At 29.0% G+C, this 18,620-nt stretch carries 18 protein-coding genes; 11 read left to right on the top strand and 7 right to left on the bottom strand.

From position 1 onward, the window contains the following. Positions 1-12: 12 nt before the first annotated feature. Complete coding sequence (locus ACFQZW_RS08850) at positions 13-822, bottom strand: TrmH family RNA methyltransferase (protein WP_386782469.1); 810 nt, start codon at positions 820-822, stop codon at positions 13-15. Between the two features lie 99 nt (positions 823-921). Next, positions 922-2,001, bottom strand: coding sequence for a DUF3810 domain-containing protein (locus tag ACFQZW_RS08855; protein WP_386782471.1), 1,080 nt, complete (start codon positions 1,999-2,001; stop codon positions 922-924). Between the two features lie 276 nt (positions 2,002-2,277). Here ACFQZW_RS08855 and dnaB point away from each other — a divergent pair, with 276 nt between their 5' ends. The 4 genes from dnaB (at position 2,278) to bshA (ending at position 7,281) form a co-directional block, all read left to right on the top strand. Next, the gene (gene dnaB, locus ACFQZW_RS08860; protein ID WP_298262515.1) at positions 2,278-3,795 is read left to right on the top strand and encodes a replicative DNA helicase; all 1,518 of its coding nucleotides are present in this window, start codon (positions 2,278-2,280) and stop codon (positions 3,793-3,795) included. A gap of 76 nt (positions 3,796-3,871) precedes the next feature. Next, complete coding sequence (locus ACFQZW_RS08865; RefSeq protein ID WP_386782474.1) at positions 3,872-5,086, top strand: asparagine synthetase B; 1,215 nt, start codon at positions 3,872-3,874, stop codon at positions 5,084-5,086. A gap of 95 nt (positions 5,087-5,181) precedes the next feature. After that, a complete protein-coding gene (locus tag ACFQZW_RS08870) occupies positions 5,182-6,027 on the top strand; it encodes a transketolase (protein WP_298262516.1) in 846 nt (281 codons plus the stop codon). 120 nt (positions 6,028-6,147) lie between these two features. Further along, positions 6,148-7,281, top strand: a complete 1,134-nt coding sequence (bshA, locus tag ACFQZW_RS08875; protein WP_298262517.1) for an N-acetyl-alpha-D-glucosaminyl L-malate synthase BshA — start codon at positions 6,148-6,150, stop codon at positions 7,279-7,281. Here the strand turns inward: bshA and aroB are convergent. Continuing rightward, positions 7,278-8,345 carry a 3-dehydroquinate synthase gene (gene aroB / locus ACFQZW_RS08880; protein ID WP_298262518.1) on the bottom strand — a complete coding sequence of 356 codons (1,068 nt, stop codon included), beginning with the start codon at positions 8,343-8,345 and terminating at the stop codon, positions 7,278-7,280. The genes bshA and aroB overlap by 4 nt on opposite strands. Positions 8,346-8,433: 88 nt before the next feature. On the opposite strand from aroB, the gene ACFQZW_RS08885 reads away from it, so the two are divergent. The 6 genes from ACFQZW_RS08885 (at position 8,434) to ACFQZW_RS08910 (ending at position 14,189) form a co-directional block, all read left to right on the top strand. Then, entirely contained in the window at positions 8,434-9,600 is a 1,167-nt protein-coding gene (locus ACFQZW_RS08885) for a proline dehydrogenase family protein (RefSeq protein ID WP_298262519.1), read from the top strand. A gap of 150 nt (positions 9,601-9,750) precedes the next feature. After that, a complete protein-coding gene (gene typA, locus ACFQZW_RS08890) occupies positions 9,751-11,520 on the top strand; it encodes a translational GTPase TypA (RefSeq protein WP_298262520.1) in 1,770 nt (589 codons plus the stop codon). Between the two features lie 393 nt (positions 11,521-11,913). Further along, positions 11,914-12,360: a MarR family winged helix-turn-helix transcriptional regulator gene (locus ACFQZW_RS08895; protein ID WP_298262521.1), complete on the top strand. Its 447-nt coding sequence runs from the start codon at positions 11,914-11,916 to the stop codon at positions 12,358-12,360. A 582-nt stretch (positions 12,361-12,942) separates the two neighbouring features. Further along, the gene (locus ACFQZW_RS08900; protein ID WP_386782478.1) at positions 12,943-13,254 is read left to right on the top strand and encodes a CAP domain-containing protein; all 312 of its coding nucleotides are present in this window, start codon (positions 12,943-12,945) and stop codon (positions 13,252-13,254) included. A gap of 11 nt (positions 13,255-13,265) precedes the next feature. After that, a complete protein-coding gene (locus tag ACFQZW_RS08905; protein WP_298262523.1) occupies positions 13,266-13,421 on the top strand; it encodes a hypothetical protein in 156 nt (51 codons plus the stop codon). Positions 13,422-13,790: 369 nt separating this feature from the next. Further along, positions 13,791-14,189 (top strand): acyl-CoA thioesterase, encoded by a 399-nt coding sequence (locus ACFQZW_RS08910; protein WP_386782481.1) that lies wholly within the window; start codon positions 13,791-13,793, stop codon positions 14,187-14,189. 1 nt (position 14,190) lies between these two features. Here ACFQZW_RS08910 and ACFQZW_RS08915 read toward each other — a convergent pair whose 3' ends face one another. From ACFQZW_RS08915 to ACFQZW_RS08930, 4 genes are all read right to left on the bottom strand, one after another. Next, positions 14,191-15,423 (bottom strand): glycosyltransferase family 4 protein, encoded by a 1,233-nt coding sequence (locus ACFQZW_RS08915; RefSeq protein WP_372800412.1) that lies wholly within the window; start codon positions 15,421-15,423, stop codon positions 14,191-14,193. 103 nt (positions 15,424-15,526) lie between these two features. After that, a complete protein-coding gene (locus ACFQZW_RS08920; RefSeq protein WP_298262526.1) occupies positions 15,527-15,955 on the bottom strand; it encodes a hypothetical protein in 429 nt (142 codons plus the stop codon). 100 nt (positions 15,956-16,055) lie between these two features. Beyond that, positions 16,056-17,471 (bottom strand): aldehyde dehydrogenase family protein, encoded by a 1,416-nt coding sequence (locus ACFQZW_RS08925; RefSeq protein ID WP_386782484.1) that lies wholly within the window; start codon positions 17,469-17,471, stop codon positions 16,056-16,058. Positions 17,472-17,538: 67 nt separating this feature from the next. Continuing rightward, entirely contained in the window at positions 17,539-17,817 is a 279-nt protein-coding gene (locus ACFQZW_RS08930) for a DUF3817 domain-containing protein (protein WP_298262528.1), read from the bottom strand. Positions 17,818-18,128: 311 nt separating this feature from the next. Between ACFQZW_RS08930 and ACFQZW_RS08935 the strand changes: the two genes are divergently transcribed. Next, positions 18,129-18,569 carry a cold-shock protein gene (locus tag ACFQZW_RS08935; RefSeq protein ID WP_298262529.1) on the top strand — a complete coding sequence of 147 codons (441 nt, stop codon included), beginning with the start codon at positions 18,129-18,131 and terminating at the stop codon, positions 18,567-18,569. The last annotated feature ends 51 nt before the right edge of the window (positions 18,570-18,620 follow it).

An 18,620-nucleotide genomic window follows, 5' to 3' on the forward strand; every position in this document is an offset into this window, starting at 1 on the left:
AAAATGTTGTAATTAATTACTTAATTGTCTTTGTCTAACCGCTTCAAATAAAAGAATCGCAGCGCTAACGGACACATTCATAGAATCTATTTTACCTCTCATTGGAATAATAATATTTGCAGTGGTATTTTGTAGCCAATTCTCAGTTAACCCAGTAGCTTCAGTACCAACAACTATGGCGCTTGCATTGGTGTAATTTATAGTTTGGTATTCAACCGAAGCAGTTAAAGCTGCACCATAAATATTAATTTGATGTTGTTTTAAAAAGTTGATTATTTCTGAACTTGTTCCAGTTGCAATTGTTGTGGTAAATACACAACCAACACTAGATCTAATAATATTGGGATTGTACATGTCTGTTTTAGGATTAGCAATTAAAACAGCATCAATTCCTGCAGCATCTGCGGTACGAAGTAATGCTCCAATATTACCAGGTTTTTCAGGAGCTTCGGCTACTAAAATTAACGGATTTTTATTTTTAAATTGTATAGAGTTTAACGACAAATCTTTGCTTTTAGCAACTGCAATAATACCTTCAGTAGAACCTCTTAAAGCTAATTTTTGATATACTTCATTTGAAATTTCAATACAGTCAATTTTATAAGTGAATGAATGTATTATTTTTTCAAGAGTTTTATCTGATATGATTGATGTATCAACAAGAAGTTTTTCAATTTTATATTGCCCATCAATAGCCAAAGAAATTTCTCTTAACCCTTCAATTAAAAAAGTTTGAGTTTTTTTGCGTTGCTTTGATTTTTCTTTAAGTTGAATTAATTCTTTAATATAAGTATTTTGTGTGCTCGTAATCTGTTTATTCATAAAGATTAAAGTTAATTGCAAAGATACTAATTCTAGCTATTTCTTATGAAATTGATTTGAATTAAGATTTAAAATAAAAAAGATACGCTATTTGAAGAATTATAATTGATGTTCTTCAATATTATAGTAATTAATTAATAAAGTAACCATTTTACTATACCCTTTAATTCCGTCTTTTTGTTTGTTTGCTTTTAAAAAAGAATCGTAAAATAATTTAAAGTATTTTTCAGACCAGTTTTGGTAAGACTGCCAAAACTCTTGACTTTCTTTTAAATCTTTTAAAATTCCTTTATTTAGTTCTTTTTTAAGCAATTCAAATTGTGCAGGCTGTTTTCGATAGATATCAGCTAAACAGTAACGTAAAGCCATAGTGCTACCAGCATAGTTAAAAAAAGGGTTTTTAGAATGTTTAGTAGCTAAATAACTTACAAAATTGGCTTCACTTTCTGGAGCAATACCTATTTGATGAGCCAACTCATGACATACGGTGGCAGGGTAAGAGTTTTTAGGAATTAAATAATTTACCTGTGCCTCATTAGTTACAGGATTTAAATAACCAGCAAATCCCATATATGTTAAAGGAACGCTAAATAAAGAATTTTTTAAAGATGATGTTTGGTGCTTAAATTGAGGATATATCGTTGCTAATTGTTTATAAGCTTCGAAAGAATATTCTCGTATTTCTTTTTTTGAAATATTTTTTTGAATTAAAATGGTATCGTTGTTGGTAATTGAATAATGAATTTGATTTGTTTTATGAATCAATTTTTTAGTGAAAGTTATCAATTCCTCATCAGTATATGGCTTATTATCAATTTTTAAATGACTACTTAACGAAGGTCTTAAATAATTTAATCCCCAGTTTAAATGGAAAACAAAAAAAAGGATGGATGCAAGAGCTCCAATTTTAAAAAAAGCAGTTTTTAAAGCTATTTTTTTCTTTTTAAAAAGTTTGAATATTGAATATAAAATAACAACAATTAAAGCTATGTATATTAAATCTCCAAAAGAAAATGGAAGCCAACCTAAAATCAACCTCATAAATTTTGAAATATAAAGGTATAAACCATTTGAGTAATATTTTTCAATAAAAGATGGATACTGTGAGAGAATTTGCACAAATGCCCATTGCATAAGCAATAATAAAGTTAAAATTTTATATGTTTTTTGACGCTCCATGTCACAAAAATAAAAAATTAAAAGTCAGTTGAATGAATTTAAATAGTTATTAACAAAATAGTTAGTTGTTAACAACAAATGTGCAAAAATAAAAATGCTTATTTAGCTAAAATTTGAAGATGAAAAAATTACATTTGCTTTCGATTAATTTGCAGTAAATGATTGTTTTCTTTGAAAATAATTTATAAATTAAGAAATAAAGAGTAATAATTCTTATTTATCTTTGTTATAGTTAATAAATAATTGATAGTTAGTTAAATACAAATAAATAAACGCGTGAAAAATTTACAACCCATACCATCTAAAAGTTTTAAAAAAAGCACCATTATAAGTCTTGAAAAAGGAAAATTACCACCACAAGCCATTGACTTAGAGGAAGCCGTTTTGGGAGCTTTAATGATAGATAAAAAAGGGGTTGATGATGTTATTGATATTTTGCATGGAGAAGTTTTTTATAAGGAAGCTCACCAATTAATATACGATGCAATTTATACGTTGTTTCAAAATTCTGAACCTACAGATTTATTAACTGTAGCCAATCAACTTAGAAAAACTGGAAATTTAGACCAAATTGGGGGCGATTATTATTTGGTGAGTTTAACACAAAAAGTATCTTCCTCTGCTCATATTGAATTTCATGCACGAATCATTCTTCAAAAATACATACAACGTAAATTGATTTCTATTTCTTCTGAAATTATAGAAGAAGCTTATGATGAAACCATAGATGTTTTTGATTTATTAGATGATGCAGAAACAAAATTATTTGAAGTTACACAAGGAAATCTTAAAAAGGGATCGGAAGATGCGCAAGGACTTGTAAAACAAGCGATTGATAAAATTCAAGAAATATCAAATAAAAAAGGGATGAGCGGTGTTGCTACAGGTTTTACTCGTTTGGATGAGCTTACTTCAGGTTGGCAACCTTCAGATTTGGTAATTTTAGCAGCGCGTCCTGGTATGGGTAAAACAGCATTTGTCATGTCTATGGCAAAAAATATGGCCATAGATTTTGATACACCTGTAGCTATTTTTTCTTTAGAGATGTCATCAGTACAATTAATTACACGTATGATTTCGAGTGAAACAGGTATTTCTTCTGGAAAACTTAGAAAAGGAAACTTAGAGCCTCACGAATGGGAACAATTAAATGTAAAGGTTAAAAACTTATCAAAAGCTCCTATATTTATTGATGATACACCTTCATTATCAATTTTTGATTTAAGAGCTAAAGCTCGTCGTTTAGCTTCACAGCATGGAATTAAAATTATCATCATTGATTATTTACAATTAATGACTGCAGGAAATTCTTCAGGAGGAAATAGAGAGCAAGAAATTTCTACGATTTCTCGAAATTTAAAAGCATTGGCAAAAGAGTTAAGCATTCCGGTTATAGCACTTTCTCAATTAAGTAGAGCAGTGGAAACACGTGGTGGAAGCAAAAGACCGTTGTTATCAGATTTAAGAGAGTCAGGTGCAATTGAGCAAGATGCTGATATAGTTTCATTCATTTTTAGACCAGAATATTATGGATTAACTGAGTGGGATGATGAAGAAAGAACACCTTGTGAAGGACAGGCTGAGTTTATTGTAGCAAAACATAGAAATGGTGGTTTGGAGAATATCAGATTGAAATTCACGGGGCATTTAGCACAATTTAGTAATTTAGATGAAGATTTTGGAAATGAGTTTCAATCTAAAATGAATAGTAGCATTTCGTCTTCTAGTATGATAAGTCCTCAAGATGCATTTGGAACTCCTGATAGTTTAGATGATGGCGATGTACCATTTTAAAAATAAAAAGAATACAAAACAAGTTTCAGTTTATAAAATACTGCTGTTGAGTGTAATGTTAATATTCACTCAAAATATGTTTGCATCATTCATATTATTACCGATGGATGATGTAACCCAAACCAATCATTTAAAAGCCTACGGAATTACTTTTTGGTCTTTGCAACAAGGAAATAAAGCTAAATGGTTACTTAACTATGAAGGCGGTTCTTTTTTATTAGAAGATAATGAAGCTACACGAAACGAATGTAAAATAAGAGGGGTAACTTTTGAAATAATTTCAGATACACAAGCTGAAACTATTTTAAAAGAAATTAGCAGTCCATCAAAAAATATGGAAGCTATTGATTTAGAAAAAGCACCAAAAATAGCAGTTTATTCGCCAAAAGATAAAATGCCTTGGGATGATGCTGTTACTATGGTATTAACCTATGCTGAAATTCCTTTCGATGTAGTGTACGATACCGAAGTGTTAGAAGAAAAATTATTGTTATACGAATGGCTGCATCTTCATCATGAAGATTTTACTGGTCAATTTGGAAAATTTTACGGTGCATATAGAACGGCTCCTTGGTACATAGAACAAAAAAATGATGCTGAAGAATTAGCTAATAAATTAGGGTTTTCAAAAGTTTCACAAGAGAAACTAGAAGTTGCCAAAAAAATAAGAGATTTTGTAATAGGAGGTGGATTTATGTTTGCAATGTGTTCAGCTACAGATAGTTTTGATATTGCTTTAGCTGCTGAAGGAGTTGATATTTGTGAAGTCATGTTTGATGGAGATCCTTCAGAAATCAATTATCAGCAAAAAATTGATTATAATAAAACGTTTGCTTTTAAAGACTTTACGCTGGTTAGAAACCCTATGGAATATGAGTTTTCATCTATTGATATGACTCGTAAGCGCCAAAGCATTAAACGTACTTCCGATTATTTTTCATTACAAGAATATTCAGCAAAATGGGATCCAATACCAACTATGCTCTGTCAAAATCATACTCAGCTAATTAAAGGATTTATGGGGCAAACTACTTCATTTGATAGACTAGCAATAAAATCAAGTGTATTAATAATGGGCGAAAATAAAACCAATAAAGAAGCACGTTATATTCATGGAGTAAAAGGAAAAGGTATGTTTACCTTTTATGGAGGACACGATCCCGAAGATTATCAGCATAGAGTAGGAGATGCTAAAACCGAGTTGGATTTACACCCTAATTCACCAGGATATAGATTGATATTAAACAACGTATTGTTTCCAGCCGCAAAGAAAAAAAAGCAAAAAACCTAAGCTGTTAATAACAGTTCAATAACTTTCCCAACTTTTTTTATGGTTTCAACTATCAAAAACAGTATTTTTGCAACTTTAAAATTAAATAATTAAAAATGTCAACTACACAACAACTGCAAGATTTTGCACAACAAGTAAGAAGAGATATCGTTCGTATGGTGCATGATGTACAGTCTGGGCATCCAGGAGGCTCATTAGGCTGTAATGAATTTTTAACGGTTCTATATCAAGAGGTCATGGATTATTCTACTAATTTTAGTATGGATGGTAAAAACGAAGATTTATTCTTTTTGTCTAACGGACACATTTCTCCAGTTTTTTATAGTGTATTGGCACGAAGTGGTTTTTTCCCAGTAAGTGAATTAGCTACATTTAGAAAATTAAATACACGTTTGCAAGGACACCCTACTACACATGAAAATTTACCAGGAGTAAGAGTTGCTTCAGGTTCATTAGGACAAGGTATGAGTGTTGCAATTGGAGCAGCTGAAGCAAAGAAGTTAAATGGAGATGATAAATTAGTTTATTCTTTACATGGAGATGGTGAAATGCAAGAAGGTCAAATTTGGGAAGCGGCAATGTACGCTGCTGGTAAAAATATTGATAACTACATAGCAACTATAGATTACAATTTAAAGCAAATTGATGGCGCAACTGATGATGTATTACCATTAGGTAATTTAAAAGCAAAATTTGAAGCGTTTGGGTGGATTGTAATAGAAGTTGAAAAGGGGAATGACATTGAAGCTATAAAACAAGGCTTAAAAGAAGCTAAAGCAATTACTGGTAAAGGAAAACCAGTTTGTATATTATTACATACTGAAATGGGTAATGGAGTTGATTTTATGATGCATACCCACGCTTGGCATGGAAAACCACCAAGTGATGCTCAATTAGAAAGTGCTTTAAATCAAAATCCTGAAACTTTAGGAGATTATTAAAAAACAAAATCCTGCTTTATGCAGGATTTTTTTATGATTTATTTATTGTTTTACATTTAATAATTTGTAAGATTACATTTATCTTTACGTCTGTTCAAAAAAATAATTTAAACTAATTAAATGAAAATAGGAATTGTTTGTTATCCAACTTTTGGAGGAAGCGGAGTAGTGGCAACAGAGTTAGGAATGGCGTTAGCTCAACGTGGGCATCATGTTCATTTTATAACGTATAAACAACCAGTGCGTCTCGATTTTATATCTAACGATATTCACTTCCATGAAGTATTTGTAGAAGAGTATCCATTATTTCATTTTCAACCCTATGAATTGGCTTTGTCGAGTAAAATGGTTGAAGTTGTGCAACAGTATAATTTAGAAATATTACATGTGCATTACGCCATTCCACATGCGTATGCAGCTTACATGGCAAAGCAAATGTTAAAAGAAAAAGGAATAGATATTAAGGTAGTAACCACGTTGCATGGAACAGATATTACCTTAGTTGGGAGTCATCCTAATTATAAAACAGCAGTTGAATTTAGTATTAATAATTCTGATGTAGTAACAACAGTTTCTGAAAGCTTAAAGAAAGATACTTTAAGATTGTTTAATATAACAAAGGAGATTAAAGTAATTCATAATTTTATTGATTTTGAAAAATATCCCGAAATTAAATCACCTGAATGTCAAAGACATACTATTGCAAGGGAAGATGAGCGGATTATTGCACATGTAAGTAATTTAAGACCCGTAAAAAGAGCTTCTGACGTAATAGATGTCTTTTATAAAATTCAACAAGAAGTACCATCTAAGCTGTTATTAGTTGGTGAAGGACCAGATAGAGAACATTTAGAAATACAAGTTAGAAAATTGGGTATTTCTAACAAAGTATTGTTTTTAGGAAATAGTAATGAAGTCAATAAGCTTTTATGTTATTCTGATTTATTTTTACTTCCTTCAGCAACAGAAAGTTTTGGATTAGCGGCTTTAGAAGCTATGGCAGCTAGAACCCCTGTAATATCAACCAATGCAGGAGGGTTGTCTGAAGTTAATATACAAGGCGTTACAGGTTTTTTAAGCGATGTAGGGGATACGGATGATATGGCAAAAAATGGAGTCTATATTTTGGAAGATTTGGATAGGTTGCAACAATTTAAACTAAATGCGTTAAAACAAGCAAAACGATTTAGTTTAAAAAACATCCTTCCTTCTTACAAAGAAGTGTATAGAGAAGTAATTGCTGACTGTTGTTAATTATTATAAAAATTTAAAGCTTCAATTAATAAGGCTTTATCAACTTTACAGTCAAGTTTAAATTTTTCAAAATCAGTAAGTAACACAAAATTTACTTGACCGCCTATATTTTTCTTGTCATGAATTAAAAGAGCAAGTATCGCTTCAAAATCAGATGGATTAATAGCTACTTTATCGTATATAGTTGATAATGTTTCTTTAATTTCTTGAACTTTATTTTCTGAAAAATTAAGAAGTTTGTTTGATAGATAAGCTTCTGTAATCATTCCTATTGCAATAGCTTCACCATGTGTTAAATTCTCTTTGTCTTCAGATTCTAAGAAAAAAGATTCAATTGCATGTCCTAAAGTATGTCCAAAATTTAAAACCTTCCGTAAACCTTGTTCCTTTGGATCGGTGGTAACCACTTCATTTTTAATTTCTATAGAGCGATAAATTAGATTGCTTATATTATTAATATTCAATTCTTTAAAATCTTTTATTTCACTCCATAATTTAACATCATAAGTTAAGCCGTATTTAATAATTTCAGCCAAACCAGATTTAATTTCACGAACTATAACGGTATTTAAAAATCTAGGATCAATAAGTACCATTTCAGGATCAGAAAACAATCCAATTTGGTTCTTTAGCACTCCTAAATCTACACCTGTTTTTCCTCCAACAGAAGCATCCACCATACTTAAAAGTGTTGTAGGAATATTTATAAATGAAATACCACGTTTAAAACACGAAGCTACAAAGCCACCTAAATCTGTAATTACTCCACCTCCTAAATTTATAAGCAAACTTTTTCTGTCAGCCCCTAATTCAGTTAAGGCTTCCCATACACCAATGCAAGTATCTAAATTTTTATAAATTTCCCCAGCTTCAATTTCAATAATTTCAATATTACTGGTAGTTTCAATTTCTTGTAATAAAATTGGTAAGCAATATTTATTAGTATTTTCATCAACTAAAATAAAAATGGTTGATGGTAAATTTTCAGATAAATAGCGGTTTAATTCAATATAAGATTGAGCTTCAAATTGAACAAAGTAATTATTGGATAAAATTGGTTGCATTTTGGATAATTTTGATGTGCAAATTAAAGGTAAAATAATGAAAAAATAAACTCTTAGGAAGTATCTTTGTCTAAACAACAAATTTACAATGGAAAAAATATTTGATAATACAGAGGTTGCTTTTGCTTTAAAGACAAATGCTGAGCTAGATAGAGCTTATTATTTGTTTGAAATGATTAAGAGAGAACCATTAGTTAAAATTGGTACAGCAGTTACCAAATTTGCACTGAAAACCCACTTACCTGTTGAAGGTATTATTAGAGCCACAGTTTTTGATCATTTTTGTGGTGGAGTTACAGAGGTAGATTGTATGCCTACAATTGATAAAATGTATACTAAAAATGTACATTCTGTGTTAGATTATTCAGCTGAAGGAAAAGAAGTTGAAGAACAATTTGATTTAGCTATGGAAAAAACGCTAAATACCATAAAATTTGGCACAGAAAAAGAAAGTATTCCATTTGCGGTTTTTAAACCAACAGGGTTTGGACGATTTAAAATTTATCAAAAAATCACGGAAGGTGAAGAATTAGATGCTCATGAAAAAATTGAATGGAAAAGAATTAAAGAACGCTACAATATTGTTAGTAAAGCAGCTTACGAAAGAGACGTTCCATTATTAATTGACGCAGAAGAAACCTGGATGCAAGATGCTGCTGACGACTTGATTGAAGAAATGATGAAAAAGTACAATAAAGAAAAAGTGATTGTATTTGGTACTTTACAGTTGTATCGTTGGGATAGATTAGATTATCTTAAAAATTTACATAAAAGAGCTAAAGAAGAAGGTTTTAAAATTGGTATGAAGCTAGTAAGAGGAGCTTATATGGAAAAAGAAAGAGAAAGAGCTGAAGAAAAAGGTTATAAAGATCCAATTTGTGAAAATAAAGCTGCTACCGATAAAATGTATAATGATGTTTTAACCTATATGTATAAAAATATTGATGATATGGCTATTTTTGCTGGAACTCATAATGAGGAAAGTAGTTATTTATTAATGGATTTAATAGCAAAATCTGGTTTAGATAAAAATGACATTAGAGTTTGGTTTGGACAATTATATGGCATGAGTGATCATATAAGTTATAATTTAGCCGCTCATGGATACAATGTTGCAAAATACCTTCCTTTTGGACCTGTTAGAGATGTAATGCCTTATTTAATTAGAAGAGCAGAAGAAAATACTTCTGTTGCTGGACAAACAACTCGAGAGCTTAATTTACTTAAAACAGAAAGAGAAAGGCGTAAAATTTAAAACTTAAAATTTTCATTTAAAAAGAGCTATTTAACAGCTCTTTTTTTATTTAACTGTAAATCAATTAATTATAGTAAGAATGTTTCTTTATTTTTTATAGTGTAAAACAAAATAAAACAACTACTTTTGCAGCGCTTTAAAAATCAGAACATGCAATCTATCAGAAATATAGCTATTATAGCGCACGTTGACCACGGAAAAACTACTTTAGTTGACAAACTTATTGACCAAGCTCAGTTATTAGACGAGCGTAAAGAGCGTACCGATTTATTATTAGATAATAACGATTTAGAACGTGAACGAGGTATTACTATTTTATCTAAAAATGTTTCAGTAAAATATAAAGACGTTAAGATAAATATTATTGATACCCCTGGTCACGCGGATTTTGGTGGAGAAGTAGAGCGTGTTTTAAAAATGGCAGATGGAGTGTTATTACTAGTTGATGCTTTTGAAGGTCCAATGCCGCAAACTCGTTTTGTTTTGGGGAAAGCTCTCGAACTTGGCTTAACTCCAATAGTAGTTGTAAACAAAGTTGATAAACCAAACTGTACACCAGATTTAGTTCATGAAAAAGTTTTTGATCTTATGTTTGCTTTAGATGCAACGGAAGAACAATTAGAATTTAAGACTATTTATGGTTCAGCTAAAAATGGATGGATGAATTATGATTGGAACGAAGAAACAGATAATATTATTCCATTATTAGATTCTATTTTAGAAAATATTCCAGAAGCCCCATATAAAGAAGGAACTCCTCAAATGCAAATAACATCGTTAGATTTCTCATCATTTGTAGGTCGTATAGCAATTGGACGTGTTTACAGAGGAGATTTAGAGGAGGGAAAAGACTATATGCTTTGTAAGGCAGATGGGAGTACTAAAAAGGTTCGTATCAAAGAGTTACACACTTTTGAAGGTTTAGGGAAAGATAGAACCGCTAAAGTAAGAAGTGGCGATATCTGTGCTATTACTGGAATTGAAGGATTTGACATTGGGGATACCATAGCCGATATAGAAAATCCAGAAGCATTACCTAGATTAAAAGTTGATGAACCTACAATGAGTATGTTATTTACCATCAATAATTCACCATTTTATGGCAAGGAAGGTAAATACGTTACATCTCGTCATTTACGTGATAGATTATTTAAAGAAATCGAAAAAAATCTAGCTTTAAGAGTTGAAGAAACTGATACTGAAGATAAATTTAATGTATTTGGTCGTGGAATTCTTCATCTGTCTGTTCTTATTGAAACAATGAGGAGAGAAGGGTATGAGCTACAAGTTGGACGTCCACAAGTTATTATTAAAGAAATTGAAGGAGTGAAATGTGAGCCTTATGAAACTTTAGTAATTAATGTGCCTGAAGAATCAGCAAGCAAAGCCATTAATTTAGTAAGTCTTAGAAAAGGGGATTTATTAGTAATGGAACCAAAAGGAGATTTACAGCATTTAGAATTTGATATCCCATCTAGAGGTTTAATAGGTTTACGAAATAAAATATTAACTGCAACTGCAGGAGAAGCTATTATTAATCATAGATTACGTGGTTTTGATGCTTTTAAAGGTGAAATTGCAACTTCAAATAATGGCGCTATTATTTCAGCTGAAACAGGAAAAGCGACTGCTTATTCCATAGATAAACTTCAAGATAGAGGTCGATTTTTTATAGACCCAAATCAAGAAATTTATAAAGGACAGGTTGTTGGTGAAAATAATAAGCAAGAAGATATGTCTGTTAATCTTATTAAAGGAAAAAAACTAACAAATGTACGTAAATCAGGTACAGATGATAGTGTTAAAATTGCTCCTAAAGTTGATTTTTCATTAGAAGAATGTATGGAATACATTAAAGAGGATGAATATTTAGAAGTAACTCCACAAAGTTTACGTATGCGTAAAATAACATTTAGATAATTATCTAATATCAAAAATATAAAAAGCTCTTTCAAAATAATTGGAAGAGCTTTTTGGGTTGTTTATAGTACGCTTTTCAATAAAAATATACTTAATTTTATAATTAAATTCCATTTATTAATAAAATTTATATGTACAGAAAGCTTTCTTTTTTTGAATCTATAATTCAATTTTTAAAATTTTAATTTTCTAATTAAAATTACTTAAAACCTTTTAAATCCCTAGTGTTTAAAAGGTTTTAAGATTCTAAATTACTTAAAATCAATAAAATATTGAATTAAAAATGAAGTAATTATTTTAATTTTTTTATCAAAAAATTTGTTTGTTAAAATAATTGTATATACATTTGATGTCTATACAATAGTAGTATAGATAATTGTTGTCCCCCCGAAGTTGAATAAAAATGATAAAAAGGATGAGTTAAACTTACCTGCTTATACAATTGATAACATATTGCATACAGGTAACTGGATGAATGAGAAATTTTCAGATCATTTAAAACAATATGCCTTATCTATTCAACAATATCAAGTTTTACGTTCTTTGAGAAAGTTAAATGGTAAACCAACAAATCTTTTAGCGTTATCAGCTGAAATGGTTAGTAAAAACAGTAATACAACACGTTTAGTTGAAAAATTACGATTAAAAGGATTGATATCAAGAGTGCAAAATGAAGAGAATAGGAGGCAGGTTGATATTAGCATTACTGAAGAAGGTTTAAAATTATTAGATGAGATTGATGCAATACACACAGATTTTGAAAATAGTGTTGTTGAAAATTTATCAAATAATGAAATTTTAACACTCAATAAATTATTGGAAAAAATAAGGAATAAATAAAATCAACGCCCAAAGACAAAAGATAATTTATTTTAAACATCTAATTATTACCCCATAATTAGTGATTAAGTAAGTTTTAAATTAAAAATAGTAAGAACAGTAAGAATTTATGAAAAAGTAAATCAACCCTTAGGAGGTAGTTTCTCTGGAATCACATACTTCAATAAAGCAATCCGAAAATGCTTTATATAAAAGTTAGATGGTTAGTAAGACCCTTGATTCTACCTCTTTTTTTAAAAATTAAAGACATATTGAAGAGTAAATAAATCAACCCAAACAAGCCCAAAACCCCAAAAGCATGAACTCCCTATTATTAACCCTATTAATAATTATTTCCTACTCTGCTATGTTCTATAGTAGGTTTTATCATAGAGTTTTATCAAAATCTATGGTAAAGATAAATACTATCGATTTAACTAATTATTTTATTATGAATAAACGAAAATTAGTTGAATTTATAAGTATTTATAAAATCAGTCGCAGCATATTTATCAACACCCAACCTCCCCACAACGGTTAGTAAGAAGATAATTGTTGCGGCTGTATTTTATTGAAAATATTATTAATAAAACCCTAACCCCAATGAAAATTATTCAAATTAGAATGATATTGCTAGTCTTTACGGCAATTATTTTGACCTCATGTTCAAAAGAAGAAGAAGGTCTTTATTTTAATGAAAGGCAAGAACAATTGCCTTCATTAGCTAATGCCAAAATTGTTGGAGAAAATATTGCTTATAGATATAACACTATTAGAGGAGTTTTAGCAAGTTGGCTAGATAGTGATTCTCATAGGGCTTTAATTGAGAATGCAAGTTTTACACATTTTGGAATTTCAACCGCTAAAAATGCTAGTGGGAAAAATTATTTTACACAAATATTCATTAAACGATAAAAAAATGAATTATGAAATCATTCAAAGAAAAAATTGAACAAATTAGAAGTTATAAATCTTCAAAAAAATTAAAAAGAATTTATGTAAATACATTAACTCCTTATTTTGAATTTGAAAGCAAAAAAGGGAAATTAATAAAGCCGGTAAATTGTTGCGTAATGCTCTAACAATTTGAAGAAAACTGTTGTTCCCACAAAAAAACAGTTGTAAAAAATCTTTTAATTGTCGTCCCCACAACGGTAGTATAGTAAGATTTTAATTTACAACTGTTTTTAGATAACACATGTGTTTACTTTAAAACAGCCGCAAAATCTTGAAAAAAACTGTCGTCCCCACGAAAATTTTTTTAAATACAAGCATTACGACTGTAAATCTTTTAACCATATTTGAGAATAATGTTAAAAGTTTAAAATATTTTTGAACTTTTTAAGGTCAGTAAATTTATAATATAAGATTAATAAAAACAATAAATATTATAGTATTATTTTTATTTTATTTGTAATTTATTGTTAATAAATGATTTAAAAATGTATTTTATGAAAAATATTTACAGTTTTTTATTTTTTGTGAAAGAAGAAGAATTAGACAATTTGAATCACGTAAATAACATAAATTATGTAAAATGGGTTCAAAAAGCATCTGAAAAACATTGGAGTTTTTTAACAAACAACGCTTTTGAAAATAGTTTTGTATGGGTAGTATTAAGACATGAAATAGATTATTTAGCTTCAGCAGTATTAGATGATAAAATAGAGATAACTACTTGGGTGGGCGATTCATACGGAGTAAAGTCTGAGAGATTTGTGGAGATTTTTAGAAATGAAACAGTAATTGCAAAAGCTAAAACTATTTGGTGTTTATTAGATAAGAAAAATATGAAGCCCATACGAATTCCAAAAGAAATACTAAAAATATTAAACGAAGTAAAAAAATAATTTAAATCTTATTCTTTTCTTCAATCCATTTAGATAAATATTTAGTACTTTTTAATGTATGATGTGTTAGCATAGCTCCTATAAAGTTATTCAACCGATGTAACTCAATATTTTTTAGTACATACTCAAGTTGGTTTATAAATTTAGATTCAAATTTTTCTTTTAGATAGCACTGGTTAATTATTTTAACACCATTTTGCTGTGCTTGTTTCCACAACATTTTATTTTTATAAAACTCAACTGCTCTTTCAGCAAATTTCTTTGGATCATCTTCAATACAACCATTCCACTGTAATTTTTGATGCATTGCTTCAGCTCCAATAGTAGTCGTAATACTTGGAGTTCCATACTTCATAGCATCAATTAATTTACCTTTTAAACCAGCTCCAAATTGCAATGGGGCTAAGCAAATTTTAGCATTTGAAAATGCTTTTTCAGTAGATTCAACCCAGCCTTCAATTAAAAAACCCTCTTTTTTATTATGGAGTTGTTCTACTTTTTGAGAGCTATATGCCCCATAAATAGTTAAATTTGCTTTAGGAAGTTCTTTTCTGATCAATGGCCAAATAGTTTCTTTTAAATATACAACTGCATTCCAGTTTGGCTCATGCTTAAAATTTCCAATAGTCATAAAGTTTATTCTTTGTTCAAATGAAGGGTAGAGCTTAAATGCTTTTTCAGAGATGGAATCTAATAGAAAAGGAATATAAAACAGTAATTGCTTAGGAATATTAAATGTTTTTTTTAACAATTTCAATTCATATTTTGAAATAATTAGTGTTAAATCACATCTATAAATGCTAGCGACTTCTCTTTTAGTAATGTCATTAATTAGCAAGTTTGGTGTGAGTTCGCATTTCTTTTTATAGGATACAAAACGTGCATTTCTAAGAAAATGTAAATCTTCAGTATCTAAAATTCTAAGTGCATTAGGACAATTTTCTGCTACTCGCCATCCAAATTGTTCTTCTGTTATATATCTATCAAATAAAACAATTTCAGGGTTTATTTTTTTTATAAATGTATCAAAACTAGCACTGTTGAGTTGAATAGAATTAGTTTCAATTCCTAATGCTTCTAATTTATACGATTTTTCATTTTGTGAAGCTACACTAGCAAATGTAACTTTATAATTATTACTTAAAAATAGCTGGATTAGCTGGAGCATTCTACTACCTGCTGCTGTTGAATTAGGCTCTGGCCATACAAATCCTATAATTATTATTTTTTTCATACAAATTCAAATGTATAAACAATTTGTATTTTAAATTTGAATTTAAGGATAAAAAAAGCCTGAAATTTATTTCAAGCTTTTTGAGTTACTCTTTTTCATTAATTTAGGATAAATAACCTTTTTTAGTAGCGTCTTTGGAAAACCAAACTAAAAATATTGCAATTACAATTATTGCAATAGGCATCATTAATTTTGATCCAGTGACTTCTACAAAATTTTGGATAAATGCATTGTAAATAAATTGAATTATAACTGTTATAAGTGATAACATAAAAAGCGTAGTGGCAAATTTTTTCTTCATTAATAATCCTACACATCCGAGTAAACCAGAAAAGACAGCTAAAGCAAATGCAGCTGTTACCCAAGCTGGAACCCCATTGTGGTATGCTTGATCAGCTTCGGGCAACATTGTTAAAACTTCATCAGTCATATAAGCTTGCCCTAAATAAGCAACCACCCCCATAATATTCCAAAAAAGGGCTAAAACACTAATTATCCAAAATACAGTTGTTGGTTTTTTTGAACTTGTCATAATAAATAGTTTAAAAGTTAGATGATTATATGACAACCAAATTAATTAAAATAAATTACTATTCATAAAATTAACATATTTAATTATACATTTATTAAAATTAAAGCCATTTAATTGTAAAATTAATAAGTTTCTGTTTAAGTTTTGAATAAGGGGGAAATAAAAACTCAATGCTTCCTTTTGTGTGTTGTTTTAAAATGGCTCTTTTATTAGAAAATTCTTGAAAACCATAAAACCCATGACTTTTACCTATTCCGCTATTATTTGATCCACCAAAAGGGAGGTTGTGATTTGAATAATGGATGATATTATGATTGATACACGTACCACCAGCTCTTGTATTATGAATAATAAAATTGGCTGTTTTATTGCTTTTAGTATAAATATAAAGTGCTAAAGGTTTTTCTTTAGAATTTATATAATTAATAGCTTCATTCAAATTTTGAAAACTAATAATTGGTAAAATGGGTCCAAAGATTTCTTCTTGTAATAAATCTGAATTTATAGGTAGATTGCTAATTATTGTGGGTTCTATATAATTTTCATCCTTATTAAAATTTCCACCTAATTCAATGGAAGCTTCTGATTGTTTAGCTTTTAAAATGTGATCTTTTAACCTATTAAAGTGTTTTTCATTTACAATTCTACAGTAGGAACTTGAAGCAGCTGGATTGTTTGAATAAAAATTACTGATTTGTTTTTTCAACTCTTTTAAAAGTTCACTTTTTACGGTTTGATGTACTAAAATATAATCAGGAGCTATACAAGTTTGTCCGTTATTTATAAATTTTCCCCAAATGATTTTTTTAGCGGCTGTTTTAATGTTGGCAGTTTTATCAACTATAGTTGGAGATTTACCACCTAATTCAAGAGTTATAGAACTTAGATTTTTTGCTGCTGCTTTCATAACTATTTTTCCAACAGATGGAGAGCCTGTAAAAAAAATATGGTTAAATGGTAATTTTAAAAGCTCTTGAGAAGTTTCTATTTCACCTTCTATTAAGGCAATTTCTTGTTCATCAAATAGCTCTTCAACAATCTCCTTCATTAAATGCGAAGTATTTGGTGTAAGTTCTGATGGTTTAATGATTACCGTATTTCCAGCAGCAATAGCAGAGATTAATGGACTAAATGTTAAATTGATAGGAAAATTCCATGGAGAAATAATTAAACACACACCTTTTGGTTCGTATTTTACATAAGATGAAGCACCTAAAAGTGCAATTGGAGTTGCAACTCTTTGTTTATTCATCCAAGATTTTAAGTGAAATTTTACATGCTTAATTTCACTAATAATAGGATAAATTTCGGTTAAATCGGTTTCAGTAAATGGCTTTTTAAAATCAGCATACAAGGCTTCTTGTATTTTTGTTCTATACTTTTTTTCAATAGCTTTTTTTAAGACGTTTAATTTTTTTAAACGTTGTTTATATGTGGAATTTCCAACATAAAATTGATTTTTTTGCTGATTATTAAATAACTTAATTAATGCTTCTTTACTTTTTAAATTTTGCATATAAATGACCTATAAAAAGTTTTAAAGTTATATAAAACTTAGGTAAAACCTAAAAGTAGCAAATAAATTATTTCAAATATTTTTTATCAATATAAAATGTGCCAAAAGGAATTATTGAAGCTGCCAATACAAATAAAAACTCTTTATTAGTCCATTTATAATCAGATTTTATTAAAAATGCTACTACAACATAACCAATAAATAAAAAACCATGAGGCATACCTAACATTTTAACATAACTTTCATTGCCCATAGAATATTTAATAGGGACTGCAATGAATAAAAGTAATAGATAGGATAGACCTTCTAAAAATGCGATTGATCTAAAAATAGTTAAAAATGACATTTGTTAATTTTATAAATTAGTCAGCAAAAATAAGATTCTAAAGTTTAATAAAGCAAAAAGGTTTGTTAAAGTCGTTAAAATAATTTAAATGTTTAATAAATTAAAATACTATATTTGCAAAAGTTTCACTTAGAAGCGTTTATTTTCAATGTATAAAGTTGAAACAAGTTATTACCTTCACTTGGTTTGTTTTTGTAAAATTTAAGTTAAATAAATTAAGTTAGCAAACATTTTATTAGTGTTATAATAACAACTAAATTACCTTAATAAAAATTTGGTAGTATAACTAAAAATATAATTTACTTAAATTAATGGCAGGATCACAAGAAACCTTTGGGAAAAAAGAAAGAGAAAAAAAACGATTAAAGAAAAAGAAAGATAAACTTCTTAGAAAAGAGGAACGAAAAGCAAGCGGTCAAGATAGTGAATTTATTTATGTTGATGAATTCGGACAACTTACAAGTACACCTCCAGATCCTTCCAAAAAAGTAAAAGTGGATGCTTCAAGTATAGAAATTGGAATTCCTAAGAAAGAAGATAGAGGAGAGGATGAAGCTACTGATTATAAAGGTAAAGTTTCATTTTTTGATACTTCTAAAGGCTTTGGATTTATAATTGATAACCAATCGCAAGAAAAATATTTTGTTCACGTGAGCGGTTTAACTGAAGAAATTAAAGAAAATGATAAAGTTTCTTTTGAATTAGAAAAGGGTTTAAAAGGGATGAATGCTGTTCGTGTTAAAAAAATATAATCCGCTGAGAAAATATAAATTAAAAAAGACTCAAACCAATAAATTTGAGTC

Origin of the sequence: Lutibacter aestuarii (assembly GCF_042676885.1) — a bacterium.
In the GTDB taxonomy this organism is placed as follows: Bacteria; Bacteroidota; Bacteroidia; order Flavobacteriales; family Flavobacteriaceae; genus Lutibacter; species Lutibacter aestuarii.

Bases quoted from the DNA above. Each gene is read 5' to 3' on its own strand.
- ACFQZW_RS08935 (WP_298262529.1), top strand. From the start codon at position 18,129: ATGGCAGGATCACAAGAAACCTTTGGGAAAAAAGAAAGAGAAAAAAAA.
- ACFQZW_RS08905 (WP_298262523.1), top strand. From the start codon at position 13,266: ATGAAATCATTCAAAGAAAAAATTGAACAAATTAGAAGTTATAAATCT.
- ACFQZW_RS08920 (WP_298262526.1), bottom strand. From the start codon at position 15,955: ATGACAAGTTCAAAAAAACCAACAACTGTATTTTGGATAATTAGTGTT.
- bshA (WP_298262517.1), top strand. From the start codon at position 6,148: ATGAAAATAGGAATTGTTTGTTATCCAACTTTTGGAGGAAGCGGAGTA.
- aroB (WP_298262518.1), bottom strand. From the start codon at position 8,345: ATGCAACCAATTTTATCCAATAATTACTTTGTTCAATTTGAAGCTCAA.
- ACFQZW_RS08900 (WP_386782478.1), top strand. From the start codon at position 12,943: ATGAAAATTATTCAAATTAGAATGATATTGCTAGTCTTTACGGCAATT.
- ACFQZW_RS08855 (WP_386782471.1), bottom strand. From the start codon at position 2,001: ATGGAGCGTCAAAAAACATATAAAATTTTAACTTTATTATTGCTTATG.
- ACFQZW_RS08870 (WP_298262516.1), top strand. From the start codon at position 5,182: ATGTCAACTACACAACAACTGCAAGATTTTGCACAACAAGTAAGAAGA.
- typA (WP_298262520.1), top strand. From the start codon at position 9,751: ATGCAATCTATCAGAAATATAGCTATTATAGCGCACGTTGACCACGGA.
- ACFQZW_RS08850 (WP_386782469.1), bottom strand. From the start codon at position 822: ATGAATAAACAGATTACGAGCACACAAAATACTTATATTAAAGAATTA.
- ACFQZW_RS08910 (WP_386782481.1), top strand. From the start codon at position 13,791: ATGAAAAATATTTACAGTTTTTTATTTTTTGTGAAAGAAGAAGAATTA.
- ACFQZW_RS08865 (WP_386782474.1), top strand. From the start codon at position 3,872: ATGTTTGCATCATTCATATTATTACCGATGGATGATGTAACCCAAACC.
- ACFQZW_RS08885 (WP_298262519.1), top strand. From the start codon at position 8,434: ATGGAAAAAATATTTGATAATACAGAGGTTGCTTTTGCTTTAAAGACA.
- ACFQZW_RS08930 (WP_298262528.1), bottom strand. From the start codon at position 17,817: ATGTCATTTTTAACTATTTTTAGATCAATCGCATTTTTAGAAGGTCTA.
- ACFQZW_RS08915 (WP_372800412.1), bottom strand. From the start codon at position 15,423: ATGAAAAAAATAATAATTATAGGATTTGTATGGCCAGAGCCTAATTCA.
- ACFQZW_RS08925 (WP_386782484.1), bottom strand. From the start codon at position 17,471: ATGCAAAATTTAAAAAGTAAAGAAGCATTAATTAAGTTATTTAATAAT.